The sequence below is a fragment of the Streptomyces angustmyceticus genome (assembly GCF_040701845.1).
GTDB classification, from domain to species: Bacteria; Actinomycetota; Actinomycetes; order Streptomycetales; family Streptomycetaceae; genus Streptomyces; species Streptomyces angustmyceticus_A.
In genome coordinates this window covers 98,675-112,941 of record NZ_JBFBHQ010000001.1, presented here as the reverse complement: position 1 = coordinate 112,941, position 14,267 = coordinate 98,675, and the positions used below count along the sequence as shown (strand labels likewise).

The 14,267-nt window shown below is 71.3% G+C and carries 8 protein-coding genes and 1 pseudogene; 4 read left to right on the top strand and 5 right to left on the bottom strand.

The window, feature by feature from the left end; genetic code table 11:
- Positions 1-20: 20 nt before the first annotated feature.
- Positions 21-2,534, bottom strand: a complete 2,514-nt coding sequence (locus tag AB0411_RS00500) for a DEAD/DEAH box helicase (protein WP_366414961.1) — start codon at positions 2,532-2,534, stop codon at positions 21-23.
- Between the two features lie 1,428 nt (positions 2,535-3,962).
- Here AB0411_RS00500 and AB0411_RS00495 point away from each other — a divergent pair.
- Together AB0411_RS00495 and AB0411_RS00490 are read left to right on the top strand one after the other, a co-directional pair.
- Complete coding sequence (locus AB0411_RS00495) at positions 3,963-4,754, top strand: metal-dependent hydrolase (protein WP_086721037.1); 792 nt, start codon at positions 3,963-3,965, stop codon at positions 4,752-4,754.
- A 294-nt stretch (positions 4,755-5,048) separates the two neighbouring features.
- Positions 5,049-5,390, top strand: a pseudogene (locus tag AB0411_RS00490) (transposase); the annotation flags it as partial.
- A 27-nt stretch (positions 5,391-5,417) separates the two neighbouring features.
- Here the strand turns inward: AB0411_RS00490 and AB0411_RS00485 are convergent.
- The 3 genes from AB0411_RS00485 to AB0411_RS00475 all read right to left on the bottom strand — a co-directional run bounded on the left by AB0411_RS00485 (position 5,418) and on the right by AB0411_RS00475 (position 10,002).
- Positions 5,418-6,239, bottom strand: coding sequence for an APH(3'') family aminoglycoside O-phosphotransferase (locus tag AB0411_RS00485; RefSeq protein WP_366414960.1), 822 nt, complete (start codon positions 6,237-6,239; stop codon positions 5,418-5,420).
- Positions 6,240-6,418: 179 nt separating this feature from the next.
- Positions 6,419-8,200, bottom strand: a complete 1,782-nt coding sequence (locus tag AB0411_RS00480) for an ABC transporter ATP-binding protein (protein ID WP_366414959.1) — start codon at positions 8,198-8,200, stop codon at positions 6,419-6,421.
- Positions 8,197-10,002 carry an ABC transporter ATP-binding protein gene (locus AB0411_RS00475; RefSeq protein WP_366414958.1) on the bottom strand — a complete coding sequence of 602 codons (1,806 nt, stop codon included), beginning with the start codon at positions 10,000-10,002 and terminating at the stop codon, positions 8,197-8,199. The genes AB0411_RS00480 and AB0411_RS00475 overlap by 4 nt, the downstream gene beginning before the upstream one ends.
- A 224-nt stretch (positions 10,003-10,226) precedes the next feature.
- On the opposite strand from AB0411_RS00475, the gene AB0411_RS00470 reads away from it, so the two are divergent.
- Both AB0411_RS00470 and AB0411_RS00465 read left to right on the top strand, forming a co-directional pair.
- Positions 10,227-10,994 (top strand): hypothetical protein, encoded by a 768-nt coding sequence (locus AB0411_RS00470; RefSeq protein ID WP_437040986.1) that lies wholly within the window; start codon positions 10,227-10,229, stop codon positions 10,992-10,994.
- Positions 10,995-11,287: 293 nt separating this feature from the next.
- Positions 11,288-12,715 carry a cation:dicarboxylate symporter family transporter gene (locus AB0411_RS00465; protein WP_366414956.1) on the top strand — a complete coding sequence of 476 codons (1,428 nt, stop codon included), beginning with the start codon at positions 11,288-11,290 and terminating at the stop codon, positions 12,713-12,715.
- Between the two features lie 81 nt (positions 12,716-12,796).
- Here the strand turns inward: AB0411_RS00465 and AB0411_RS00460 are convergent, their stop codons facing one another.
- The gene (locus AB0411_RS00460) at positions 12,797-14,230 is read right to left on the bottom strand and encodes a Gfo/Idh/MocA family protein (protein ID WP_366414955.1); all 1,434 of its coding nucleotides are present in this window, start codon (positions 14,228-14,230) and stop codon (positions 12,797-12,799) included.
- Between the last annotated feature and the right edge of the window lie 37 nt (positions 14,231-14,267).

Genomic DNA, 14,267 nt, shown 5'->3' with positions numbered 1-14,267 from the left:
CCTCGGTCGAAGCCGTCGCCTCACAACTGACCCACATCCGTGACCCGCACCACCGCGCGCCCCTCCTCGTCGGAGGCGGCCAGATCCACCTCCGCGGAGATGCCCCAGTCGTGATCACTGTTCGGGTCGGCGAAAGTCTGCCGCACCTTCCACAGCCCGTGCTCGGCATCCTCCTGGATCTGCAGCAGCTTCGGGCCGCGCGCGTCCGGACCGGTGCCCAGCTCGTCGTATTCGTCCCAGTAGGCGTCCATCGCCTCGCCCCAGGCATCGGCGTCCCAGCCGGACTCGGCATCCATCTCGCCGAGCTCCTCGACCTTGTCCAGCGCCGCCAGCTCCACCCGCCGGAACATCGCGTTGCGCACCAGCACCCGGAACGCCCGCGCGTTGGCCGTGACCGGCCGGACCTGATCGGCCCGCTCCGCGGCCTGCTCCGCCGTCTCCACTTCGGGGTTGGCCAGCTGCTCCCACTCGTCCAGGAGACTGGAGTCGACCTGCCGCACCATCTCGCCCAGCCAGGCGATGATGTCCTCGAAGTCCTCGGACTTCAGATCGTCCGGCACGGTGTGGTCCAGCGCCTTGTACGCACTCGCCAGGTAGCGCAGCACGATCCCCTCCGTGCGCGCCAGCTCGTAGAAGGACGTGAACTCCGTGAAGGTCATGGCGCGTTCGTACATGTCGCGGATGACCGACTTCGGCGACAGCGGGTGGTCGCCGACCCACGGGTGGCTCTTGCGGTACAGGCCGTAGGCGTGGAAGAGCACCTCCTCCAGCGGCTTGGGGTACTCGACGTCCATGAGCCGTTCCATGCGCTCTTCGTACTCGACGCCGTCGGCCTTCATCTGGGCGATCGCCTCGCCCCGTGCCTTGTTCTGCTGCGCCGCCAGGATCTGCCGGGGATCGTCCAGCGTGGACTCCACGACCGAGACCATGTCCAGCGCGTAGGACGGCGACTCCGGGTCGAGCAGGTCGAACGCGGCCAGCGCGAATGTCGACAGCGGCTGGTTGAGCGCGAAGTCCTGCTGCAGATCCACGGTCAGCCGGACGATCCGGCCCTCCGCGTCCGGCTCCGGCAGCCGCTCCACGATCCCGCCGTCCAGCAGCGAACGGTAGATCGCGATGGCCCGCCGGATGTGCCGCAGCTGATTCCTGCGCGGCTCATGGTTGTCCTCGAGCAGCTTGCGCATCGCCTCGAACGCATTGCCCGGCCGGGCGATCACGGACAGCAGCATCGCGTGGGTCACCCGGAAGCGGGAGTTCAGCGGCTCCGGATCGGAAGCGATCAGCTTCTCGAAGGTGTTCTCACCCCAGTTGACGAAGCCCTCCGGCGCCTTCTTGCGCACCACCTTGCGGCGCTTCTTGGGGTCGTCGCCGGCCTTGGCGAGCGCCTTCTCGTTCTCCACGACATGCTCGGGGGCCTGCGCGACCACAAAGCCCGCGGTGTCGAACCCGGCCCGTCCTGCGCGGCCCGCGATCTGATGGAACTCCCGCGCCCGCAGTGTCCGCACCCGCGACCCGTCGTACTTCGTCAGCGCGGTGAACAGCACCGTGCGAATGGGGACATTGACGCCCACGCCCAGGGTGTCCGTGCCGCAGATGACCTTCAGCAGCCCCGCCTGCGCCAGCTTCTCGACGAGCCTGCGGTACTTCGGCAGCATGCCGGCGTGGTGCACGCCGATGCCATGACGGACATACCGCGACAGGTTGCGGCCGAACTTCGTGGTGAACCGGAAGTTCCCGATGAGCTCCGCGATCTGGTCCTTCTCGGCACGCGTACACATGTTGATGCTCATCAGCGCCTGCGCCCGTTCCACGGCGGCGGCCTGGGTGAAGTGCACGATGTAGACGGGGGACTGGCGGGTCTCCAGCAGCTCGGTGAGGGTCTCCGTCAGCGCCGTGGTGCGGTACTCGTACGACAGCGGCACCGGTCGTGTCGCCGAGCGCACCACCGACGTCGGCTTCCCCGTGCGCCGGGTCAGGTCCTCCTCGAAGCGCGACATGTCGCCGAGCGTCGCCGACATCAGGATGAACTGCGCCTGCGGAAGCTCCAGCAGCGGAATCTGCCAGGCCCAGCCGCGGTCCGGCTCGGCATAGAAATGGAACTCGTCCATCACGACCTGGCCGATGTCGGCGTCCTTGCCGTCCCGCAGCGCTATCGAGGCGAGGACCTCGGCGGTGCAGCAGATGACCGGTGCGTCGGCGTTGACCGACGCGTCACCGGTGAGCATGCCGACGTTCTCGGTGCCGAACAGCTTGCACAGGTCGAAGAACTTCTCCGAGACCAGCGCCTTGATCGGGGCGGTGTAGAAGGTGACCTGATCATTGGCGAGCGCGGTGAAGTGCGCGCCGGCCGCCACGAGGCTCTTACCCGAGCCGGTCGGGGTGGACAGGATGACGTTCGCCCCGGAGACCACCTCGATCAGCGCCTCCTCCTGGGCAGGGTAGAGCGCAATGCCCTGCTGCTCGGCCCAGCCCGAAAAGGCTTCGAAGAGGGCATCGGGATCGGCGTCGTTCGGGAGATGATCGATGAGGGTCACGCCCCCATACTGCCTGCCTTCGGCCCGGATCAGGGAACCGGCGACCCGGCCGGAGATCAGCTGAAGATCGATAACGCCCTCGGCTGCCCGCCCGGAAGGCCCGCGGACCCCGTCGCCACACCTCCGATATCGGCTCCCCTGGCCCTTTTGGCGGCCCTGACCTGCGGATATGGGTCCGGTCTCGGCGCAGGCCGGAGGGGAGCGGGTGAAGGCACCCTCACCCTCCGTGTGACATCGGGGGCGCGTTGTTGCCATCGACCGTCCTCCGCTCCGCCGCCGTAGAGCTGGCGCGTGGTGGAGATCACGCAGCGTGCGCACCGCGTGGGTGGATGACGTGGATGGTCGGGGCGGCGGCATGGGCAGGGGGACGGCGGGTCGGCAAGGCGAAGCGAGTCGGCAGGGCGAAGCGAGTCGGCAAGGGATAAGGAGGGCGAGGCGGCGGGGACGGAGGCGGGGCAGGCGGCTCGGGTCGGCGCGGACGCGCGGCCGGGGGCGGGGGTGGGCGCGGCGGCTGCGCGGCCGGCAGGTGGGCGCTGCAGGCAGGGAAGGCCCAGCAGGGAGGCTGCAGGCAGGGAGGCTCAGCAGGGAGATGGACACCGCGCGCAGGGAGGTGGCGGCCGCTCCTCCTCACGTCCGGATGGGGAAGCGCGACGGATGAACAAGATCCGGCAGCGAGATCCAGAACCGGGAGCGGGAACAGGATCAAGGGGATCTGGACGGAGAGGTCGGCCGAAGTAACGGGAGCAAGCATCCCGGTCGGCGACCTGCCGAAGAAGCGGGATCAACACCTCGGTGGGGGCGGCCTGGCGAAGAGAGCACCCCAAGCAGCTAAGTGCACCGAGGAGCGAAGTGCGGGGGGCGAAGCAGGAGGGGTGGGGCGGGGCCGGGGGAGGGGGAGGGGGAGGGGGAGAGAAGGGAACGGCTCGGCGGGTGCAGGGCGTGGGCGGCGGCGTGGCCTCCCCCCTCCCCCTCCGCCCGGCGGCGGTCGGCGGCCTCGCGGGGGAGAGGCCCCGTACCCGCACCGCAACGCCCCCGACCGGCGGAAGAGTCTCGCCGGACGGCCCGAAGGCGGTGTGGAGGGCCAGGGTGGTAGCCGTCCGTCGCCAAGCGCATTGCGCGCGAAGGCAGTTGGCGCAACGCGTGGGTCGGGCTCCGGGGGAGGCGTCCGTGACGAAGGCCAGGGAGAGCGCTGTGGCGGGCAGTTGTCCCGCTGGCCGGGCGTGTCCGGTGGCCGGAGCCGGTGGTCGGTGTTGCCGGCGGACGGGGCCGTGCTCATGACTGGTGGTTGGCTCACCCCCTCCTCGTATGGAGATCATCTGACGCTACGCTGAGTCGCCGACCGGGCGTCAGTGGCGCGGCTCAGCAGTGCGCGGGGCACATCGTCCGCGCGGGACAACGAGCGCAAGAGAACAAGGGGTGGGAACAACCATGATGGGACCGGCGCACTCGCTGTCCGGGGCCGCGGCCTGGCTGGGGGTGGGTGCGGCGGCCGCTGCCGCCGGACATCCGATGCCCTGGCCGGTGCTCGTCTGCGGAGCCCTGATCTGTGCCGGTGCGGCACTCGCCCCGGACCTCGACCACAAGTCCGCGACCATCTCGCGGGCCTTCGGGCCGCTTTCGCGGTGGCTGTGCGAAGTGGTCGACGCCATCTCGCACGCCGTCTACAAGGCGACAAAGATGCGTGGCGACTCGAACCGCAACGGAGGTCACCGCACGCTCACCCACACCTGGGTTTGGGCCGTGCTGGTCGGCGCCGGGATGTCCGTGCTGGCGATGCAGGGGGGCCGTTGGGCGGTGCTCGGCATCCTCTTCGTCCATATGGTGCTCGCCATCGAAGGACTGCTGTGGCGGGCGGCGCGGGTCTCCAGCGATGTGCTGGTGTGGCTGCTGGGCGCTGCCTCGGCATGGATCCTGGCCGGCGTTCTGGACCAGCCGGGCAACGGCGCGAGCTGGCTGTTCAGCGAACCGGGGCAGCAGTACCTCTGGCTGGGCCTCCCGGTCGTTCTCGGGGCGCTCGTCCACGACATCGGCGATGCCCTGACCGTCTCGGGCTGCCCCATCCTGTGGCCCATTCCAATAGGCCGCAAGCGCTGGTACCCGGTCGGCCCGCCCAAGGGCATGCGCTTCAAGGCCGGCAGCTGGGTGGAGTTGAGGGTGCTGATGCCGGTGTTCATGGTGCTGGGCGGTGTCGGCGGTCTGAGCGCGCTCGGTTACATCTGACGTGCGAGGACGTGTGGGGACGTGCGGCGACGTGTGAGGACGTGTGAAGAGGTGCGAGGCGGTACCCGGTCACCGGGGGTGATCCGTCCCTGCGCAGGGGCGCAGGCTCTTGGTGTCCAGGGCTCCCTAACACCTCTGCTGCTCGCGCCTCTTCGCGGTCCTAGGCGCGCAGGCCCCCCTTGCAGGCCCCCTGCGGGGCCCTTCGGCCCGGTTGCTCAGGCTCTTTCACGCCCTGGGCGTGCGTCTCTTCAGACCCACGGTGTCCAGAGCCCTGATGCCCCTGCTGCTCAGACCCTCTCGCGGCTGCGGGTTCCCCGCCGCCGTGGACGGCCCCGCACCAGACCCGCCATGGTCCTGGCCGACAAGGCGTACTCCTCCCGGGAGATCCGGGGCCACCTGCGACAACGCGGCATCCGAGCGGTGATCCCGGAACGGGCGGATCAACAGGCCAACCGGGTGCGACGTGGACAGGCCGGTGGCAGACCGCCAGCCTTCGATCGGGAGGCGTACAAGCAGCGCAACACCGTCGAGCGGTGCATCAACCGCTTGAAGCAGTGGCGCGGTATTGCCACCCGCCACGAGAAGACCGCGACCGTCTACCTGGCCGGCCTCCGCATCGCCGGCATCTTCCTCTGGCCCGCCCGATGCTCCCCACGAAATCGATCAGCCCCAGGTGAGCGGGTCGAGATGGAGGTAGAAGCGCAGGCGGTCGTGGTCGAGGGCGATGCCGTACCTCTCGGCGAAGGCCAGGTCCGCACCCCGAGCCTGCTCCTCGTCCGTCCACGTTTCTCGCGCGTTGGCGAGTAGCAGCGCCAGGTCGGCGTAGCGGTCGGCCAGTCCGAGGCGGCCCAGGTCGATGAAGCCTGACACGTCCAGGGTCTGCGGATCGAGGATGATGTTGGGCAGGCACAGGTCCCCGTGGCAAACGACCATGTCGGCGGCTTCCTGCTCCCGTCGTCGTGAGACCTGCCGGGTGAGGCGGTCCAGCAGCTCCGCGGTGGGCGTCTGCTGCTGGTCGACGGGGAGGAACTCGGGGTTGACGGCGTCACGCGCCACGACGTCGCGCGCCACGGCGACCATAGCGTCCAGACCCCGGCGGAAGGGACACGGAGACACGGGCGCCTCGTGCAGTCGGCGGACCGCGTCCGCGATGCGTTCCCAGGCGACCCGCAGGTCCTCAGCGGGCACCTGATCAGCAGGCATGCCGGAGACAGCACTCGTCACCAGACAGACGCCAGTGTCACCAGACTGCCAGTCGAGCACTCGGGGACCAGGTACACCCTGACCGCTCAGCCATGTGACCCGGTCGCGCTCGGCTTTCAGGTCGGCTGCATTCGCAGCGGGCACGCACTTGGCGTACCGAGTGGCGTCTGCGCTGCGAAAGACAGTCGCTCCCGACTCACCCGCGGTGACAGGCAACCAGCCGCCGTCCTCCACGCCCAGCAGCACCGGCGACACGGTCCGAGTTCCGCGGCGATCGCTCATGGCTGCCACTCTAGCCAGTCCGGTATATGGGATCTGGACCGCAGATCTCTACCCTTACAGCGCGCCCGACGTGCAGCAACGCGTGATCCGAACGAAACGGCCTAGGAGCTTCGTTCTCTTGCGCGGCGCCTCCAGCCCTCTGCTTCTGGGCCCCCGCCACCGGGCCCCACGGCGCCCCCTCACCCGTGCCAAGACCTCCAAAGCGCCGCATACGCCCCGTCGGCGGCCACCAGTTCGTCATGGCTGCCCAGTTCGCTGATGCGGCCCTCTTCGACGACGGCGATGACGTCGGCGTCGTGGGCGGTGTGGAGGCGGTGGGCGATCGCCACGACGGTGCGGCCGTCCAGGACCTTGCTCAGTGAGCGTTCCAGGTGGCGGGCCGCCCGTGGGTCGAGGAGGGAGGTTGCCTCGTCGAGCACCAGGGTGTGGGGGTCGGCGAGGACCAGTCGGGCCAGTGCGATCTGCTGGGCCTGAGCGGGTGTCAGGGTGCGGCCGCCGGAGCCCACCTCGGTGTCCAGTTCCTTGTCCAGGGCCCGCGCCCAGGTGTCGGCGTCCACCGCGGCGAGCGCCGCCCACAGCTCGGCGTCGTCCGCACCGCTGCGGGCCAGCAGGAGGTTGTCGCGGAGCGTGCCGACGAAGACATGGTGTTCCTGGTTGACCAGTGCCACCTGCTCGCGGATCCGCTCGGCCGGCATCGCGGAGAGTTCGGCCCCGCCCAGGGTGATGCTGCCGGCCCGCGGTCCGTAGATGCCCGCCAGGAGCCGGCCCAGCGTCGACTTGCCGGCGCCGGACGGTCCGACCAGCGCCAGCCGGGTTCCGGGGCGGACCCGCAGCGAGACCTCCCGGAGCACATCGACGCCCGGTCGGTAGCCGAAGCTCACCGCGTCGGCGCGGACGTCCCGGCCGTCCGGGAGCCGCTCGGTGTCCACGGCCTCCGGCTCGATCTCCCGGACCCCGACGAGCCGCGCGATGGACACCTGGGCCACCTGCAGCTCGTCGTACCAGCGCAGGACCATGCCGACCGGCTCGATCATCATCTGCGTCAGCAGCGCGCCCGTCGTCAGCTGGCCCGGGGTGATCCAGCCCTGGATGACGAAGGCTCCGCCGAGGAGCAGCACCGAGCCCAGGAGCAGCACATGGGTCATGTCGACGACGGGGAAGAGCACCGTGCGCAGGAAGAGCGTGTAGCGCTCCCACTGGGTCCACTCCCGGATCCGGCGTTCCGACTGGGCGATGCGGCGTGCGCCCAGCCGGTGGGCCTCGACGGTGCGTCCCGCGTCCACGGATTCGGTGAGCACCGCGGACACCGCGGCGTAACCGGCCGCCTCGGAGCGGTAGGCGCTCGGTGCGCGTCGGAAGTACCAGCGGCAGCCGGCGATCAGCAGCGGCAGCGCGATCAGTGCGGACAGCGCGAGCGGCGGTGCGGTCACCGTCAGCCCGCCGAGCAGCAGCGCCACCCACACCACGCCGATGGACAGCTGCGGTACGGCCTCGCGCATCGCGCTGGAGAGCCGGTCGATGTCGGTGGTGATGCGGGACAGCAGGTCGCCCGTGCCGGCCCGCTCCAGGACGCCCGGCGGCAGCGCCACGGACCGTACGAGGAAGTCCTCGCGCAGATCCGCGAGCATCTGCTCGCCGAGCATCGCCCCGCGCAGCCGGACCATCCGGACGAACACCGTCTGGACGGCCAGCGCCACGGCGAACAGCGCGACGGTGCGCTCCAGTTGAAGGTCCCGGGCTCCTGCGGACAGCTTCTCGACGACCCCGCCGAGCAGGTACGGGCCGGCCATGGAGGCGATCACCGCGGCCGCGTTCACGGCGACCAGCAGGGTGAACGCCCCGCGGTGCCGGCGGATCAGTCCGCGGACGTAGCCGCGGACCGTGGCCGGTGAGCCGACGGGAAGGGTGGTGAGGGTCTGCGGGGCGTCCGGATCGTGCTCCGGCGGCGCCAGGCCGATCATGCGGTCTCCTCGGTCCGGTGGCCCGCCGACATCGCCGGCTCGGGGTCCGACGCGCGGGTGACGATCGCGCGGTAGGCGGGGTGGGTGTGCAGCAGTTCGCGGTGGGTGGCCTCGGCGACGGCCTTCCCCTCCTGGAGGAGCACCACCCGTTCCGCCCGGTCCAGCAGCAGCGGGCTGGAGGTGAGGACGACGGTCGTCCGGCCGGTCCGCAGCTCCCGCAGGCCGTCGGCGATCCGGGCCTCGGTGTGCGCGTCGACGGCGCTGGTCGGCTCGTCGAGCACCAGTACCTCGGGGTCGGTGACCAGCGACCTGGCCAGCGCGAGCCGCTGGCGCTGGCCGCCGGACAGCGACCGGCCGCGCTCGGTGATGTGGGTCTGCATCGGGTCCCCCGAGCCGTCGACGGACGCCTGTGCCAGCGCGGTCAGCACATCGCCGCACTGTGCCGCGGCCAGCGCCGCCGCCGCGCCCACCCGGCCGGACGCCGGGACGTCGAGCAGTTCGCCGAGCGTGCCCGAGAGCAGCATCGGGTCCTTGTCCTGGACGAGTACGGCCGCCCGGGCGGCGTCGCGGGACAGGTCGTTGAGCGGGGTGCCGCCGAGCACGACGGACACCAGTCCGGTGCCGTCGCCGCCGCCCTCCTCGTGCTGCGGCGGGTGTCCGCCGAGGCGTTCGGCGAGCCGCCCCGCGCTGTCGGGGTCGCCGCAGACCACCGCGGTCAGCCGGCCGGCGGGGGCGGTCAGGCCGCTGACGGGGTCGTGCAGATCGCCGGTGGGCGTCGGCGCCGGGCCCGGGGCGTGGTCGCCGGCCGGCCGGCTCTGTGCCAGGACGCGGGCCGTGCGCTTCGCCGACGGTTTGGCGAAGGAGTAGGCCTGGGCGATCTCTTCGAAATGCCGGAGCGGGAAGAGCAGGAAGGTGACGGCGCTGTAGACCGTGACGAGATCGCCGACCGCGATCGTGCCGTCGAGGGCGAGCCGGGTGCCGTACCAGACCACCGCGATGAGCAGCAGGCCCGGCAGCAGCACCTGGACGGCCGAGATCAGCGACCACATCCGGGCGCTGCGGACGGCGGCCCTGCGCACTTCCTGGGAGGCGCTGCGGTAGCGGCCGAGGAAGAGTTCCTCGCCGCCGATGCCGCGCAGGACGCGCAGGCCGGCGACGGTGTCGGAGGCCAGCTCGGTGGCCTGGCCGGCCTTCTCGCGCTGGGCGTCGGCGCGGCGGGTGGCGTGCGGCAGCAACGGCAGCACGGCCAGCGCCATCACGGGTACGCCGACGGCGACCAGTACTCCCAGCTCCGGCCGGTAGAGGACCAGGGCAACGGAGACGCCGGCCGCGGCGACCGCGGCGGCGGCGAACCGGGAGAGCGCCTCGACGAACCAGCCGATCTTCTCCAGGTCGCCGGTGCTGACCGCGACGATCTCCCCGGCCGCCACCCGCCGGGTCATCGCCGAGCCGAGCTCCGTGGTCTTGCGGGCGAGCAGTTGCTGCATCCGGGCGACCGCCGTGATCCAGTTGGTGACGGCCGCGCGGTGCAGCATCATGCCGCCGAGCGCGATCAGCGCGCCCAGGGCCATCACCAGGCCGCCGGCCAGGAGGAGCCGGCCGGCGTCGCGGTCCACCACGGCCTGCACGGCAAGGCCCACCGGCACCGGTGAGGCGGCGATGGCGCCGACGTTCACCAGCCCCCAGGCGAGGGCCTTGAACTGCCCGCCGAGCTGCTGCCTGCAGAGCCACAGGAGAAAGGCACCGCCCGTACGGACGTCCGGGACGCCCGGGTCGGGATGCGGAAGGTCGCGAATGTGCATGATGCCCCAGGCGAAGTCGTGGTGGGTGGGCGGCAACAGGCCGTTGCGGCAGGCGGAATGCCCTCTCGTCCGTCTCGTCTCCGGCGGAGGTCCTGGAAGGTTGGCCCGCGGCCTGGGTTGATTTCAAACGGTTTTTCCGCTGTGACCCCCTGATCCGGACAATCGTGCGGCGGCCCGTGAACGGCTGCCGGGTGCCGAAAGGCCGTCAGGCCGACGGTGCGACCATGGGGGTCATGCGAACAGCGGGCAGTGCGATGCGGATGACGGCGGCGGTCGCGACGGGGCTGGTCCTCCTGGCGGGCTGCGGCGGCGGTGCGGGCGGCGGCAAGGCCGGGGACGGCAAGGGGGACGGCGCGGGCAAGGGGGAGCGCCCCGGCGGCCCGGCCCGCGGCGCCTCGGCCACCACCCACCTCAAGAACATCCCCGACGTCGGCACCGCCCTGCGGTCACGTATCCCGGCCGGCTCCCGGCAGGTCGTGGCGGTTTACGGCAAGGGTGTGGACTCCGCCGATGCCACCGTCGTCCTGTACGACAAGGGCGCCAAGGGCTGGGACCGCAAGGGCGGTTGGTCCGCCCACAACGGCCGGCGCGGCTGGACGGCCGATCATCACGAGGGTGACAAGCGGAGCCCGGTCGGGGTGTTCTCGCTGACCGACGCGGGCGGTGTGCTCCAGGACCCCGGCGCCAAGCTGCCCTATACGCACTCCTCGGCGTTCACTCCGCCCTCGTACTGGGCCAAGAGCACCCGGCACGACTTCGACTACGTCGTCGCGATCAACTACAACCGCGTCAAGGGGACCTCCCCGCTGGACCCGTCACGCCCGCAGGGCCAGTCCAAGGGCGGCGGCGTCTGGCTCCATCTGGACCACGGCAGCGGGACGTCCGCTTGCGTCAGCATCCCGAAGGCCGGGATGCGGGCGCTGCTGCGCACCCTCGATCCGGCGCGGCGCCCCGTGGTGGTCATGGGGGACAGGGCGCACCTGGCGGCCTGAGCGCAGGGGGCGCGGCGTACGGGGCGCGGCGGGCGGACGGCCTGGCGCGCGGTCGGCCGGTGCGCGGATGGCCGGGCGCGCGGAGGGCCGTCCGCGGACGACCGGCCGCGTGGTGGTCCGTGCGGCGGTCACCGCTGCCCGCGGGCGGAGGGCCCGCGCACCTCCTTGGATCAAGCTCCAAGATTTCCCGGGAAGTTACACCGACCTCTTTCGTGGTGAACAACAAGCGGCCATAGTGGCGGATCGCGGAAGTCCACTTCCGCATCACAGAATCCGTCCATGGAGGAGTGCCCGTGCCGCACGCCACCGGAAGCCTCATCCGCCGCGCAGGCCGCCTCCTGCGCACCAGCCTGTTCGCGCAGGTGCTCATCGGCCTGCTCCTCGGTGTCCTCGTCGGACGCCTGTGGCCGCAGGCGGGATCTTCGCTCCAGCCGCTCGGCGACGGCTTCGTCCGCCTGATCAAGGCGATGATCGCGCCCCTGGTGTTCTGCGTGGTCGTCGCCGGGATCACCAAGGCGGGCGACCTCAAGGCCTTCGGCCGGATCGGGGTCAAGGCCCTGATCTGGTTCGAGGTGGCGACCAGCCTCGCGCTCGTCGTCGGCCTGCTGGCCGGCAATGTCTTCGCGCCCGGAGCCGGGATGCACATCGACCCGGCCTCCCTGGACAAGGGCGCGGTGGACGCCGAGACGGGCGGCGGGCACCTGCCCTCCGCCGCCCAGTTCGTCCTGGAGTCGCTGCCGGACAGCGCGGTCGGCGCGTTCGCCGAGAACTCGCTGCTGCAAGTCCTGGTGCTGGCCTGCCTGGTGGGCGCCGCGCTGCTGCACCTCGGGCAGACGAAGGTGCCGCAGATCCTGCCGCTCATCGAGCAGGCGCAGGACGTGGTGTTCGCCATCGTCGGCTTCCTGATGCGGCTCGCCCCGCTCGCGGTCCTGGGCGCCACCGCCCACCTGGTGGGGGAGTACGGCCTGGGGGCGATGTCGACGTACGGCAAGCTGATCGCGGTCTGTTACGGGGTCGCGCTGGCGTTCCTCGTCCTGCTCGGCTGCGCGCTGAGGGTCGTCACCGGCCTGAGCCTGTGGAAGTTCGTCCGCTACACCCGCGAGGAGCTGCTGCTGGCGCTCGGCACCGGCTCCAGCGAGACGGTGATGCCGCGGATGATGCAGAAGCTGCGCGCCGCGGGCTGCCGGGACGACGCGGTGGGTCTGGTACTGCCGACCGGCTACTCCTTCAACCTCGACGGCGCCTCGATCTACCTCTCCGTCGGCACGCTCTTCATCGCCCAGGCCGTGGGCGTCGATCTCTCGCTCGGCCAGCAGATCACCGTGGTCCTGGTCCTGATGCTGACCAGCAAGGGCATGGCGGGCGTGCCGGGTTCGGCGTTCCTCGCGCTGTCCGCGACGGCCTCGGCGCTGGGCGTCATCCCGGCCGGCGCGGTCGCCCTGCTGCTCGGCGTCGACCGGATCATGGACTCGATGCGGGTGGCGACCAACCTGCTCGGCAACTGTGTCGCGGTCTTCGCGGTCTCCCGCTGGGAGGGCGCACTGGACCGGGTGACCGCGAAGCAGGTCCTGAACGGCGAGTTGCCGGGCGCCGCGCCGTCCGACCGGGCGGGCGACCGGCAGGAGCGGGGCGCACAGCGGGCGGAGCCGGTCCCGGCGGAGCCGCGGGAGGCGACGGCCGAGCCGGGCGGCGCCGCCTCCGTCACCGCCCGCGACACCTGAGCGACGGGCGACGGGCCCGGCCGGCGCACCGCCGCCCGCCGGGCCCGCACCGCCGCAGGGCGCCCGGCCCGTCCCCGTCCCTCACTCCTCCGGCTTGGCCGAATCCATCCCCGGCCGCGCCTTCTTCCACAGTCCGCGGGTGAAGTCGGGAATCTCCTGCGGGGCGCCGTTCGCCTTGAGGGAGAGGTCGCTCAGCGCCACCGGCGCGGTCCAGGTCGCCGCGTCATAGACGTCGAAGTCCGGTACGAGGCCGAGCCGCATGCACTGCATCAGCCGGAAGACCAGCATGTAGTCCATGCCGCCGTGCCCGCCGGGCGGATTGGCGTGCTCCTTCCAGAGCCAGTGGTCCCACTCCGCGTACTTGGCGAAGTCGCCCCACTCGTCGTTGTGCTGGTCCGGCTCCAGATAGATCCGCTCGGGGTAGTCCTCGAAGAGGCCCTTGGTGCCGCCGAGGCTGTTGATCCGGCTGTAGGGGTGCGGGGTGGAGACATCGTGCTCCAGCCGGATCACCCGCCCCTTGGCGGTCTGCACGAGGCTGATCGTCCGGTCGCTCCCGATGTACGACTCCTTCCAGCTGGGGTCGCCGGCCGGCATGTGCTCCTTGCGGTACGCGGCCAGCCCGAGGGCCGGGGTGCCGACGCTGGAGATGCGCACGGCGCGGTCCCCGCGGTTGAGGTCCATGTAGTTGGCGACCGGGCCGAAACCGTGGTTGGGGTACAGGTCACCGCGCAGCCGGGTGTGCCACAGCCGCCGCCAGGGCCCCTCGTAGTACGTGGGGTCGAACATCAGGCCGCGCAGGTCGTGGATGTACGCACCGGCGCCGTGCAGCAGCTCGCCGAACAGGCCCGCATGCGCCATCCGCAGCACCCGCATCTCGTTCCTGCCGTAGCAGCAGTTCTCCAGCTGCATACAGTGTCTGCGGGTGCGCTCGGAGAGGTGGACCAGCTCCCACAGCTGGTCCAGGCGCAGCGCGAGGGGGCATTCCACGCCCACGTGCTTGCCGTTGAGCATCGCCGTCTTCGCCATCTCGAAGTGCCAGTCCCACGGCGTGGCCGCGTAGACGAAGTCGATGTCGCCGCGCTTGCAGAGGTTTTCGAAGTCGTGGTCGCCGTTGGTGTAGACGGCGGGCGCGGGCTGCCCCGCGGCGGTGACCTTCTTGGCGGCCTTGGCGGTCTTGTCCTTCACCGGATCGCACAGCGCGACGACGCGGACGCCCGGCATCGCGAGAAAGAGGTCGATCATGCTGCCGCCGCGGTTGCCCAGCCCGATGATGCCGACGCGTACGGTGCTGCGCCGCTCGAACGGCACCCCGATCATGGTCCTGTCCCGGGTGCCGGGGGACGCGTCGGCAGCCGCCGCGGAGGCCGCCGACGCGGGTGCGGCGGCCGCGGCCTGCCCGGGGGCCAGGCCGCCGAGCCCCAGTCCGGCGCCCGCCGCTCCGGCGGTCCACAGGACCGAACGACGGCTCGGGCCCGCCTCGTTGGGGTCGTGGTTCTGCGAAGGTGCCTCGTTCATCGGTCCTCCAGGGGAGCGGTGGTGTGCCGGGGCATAC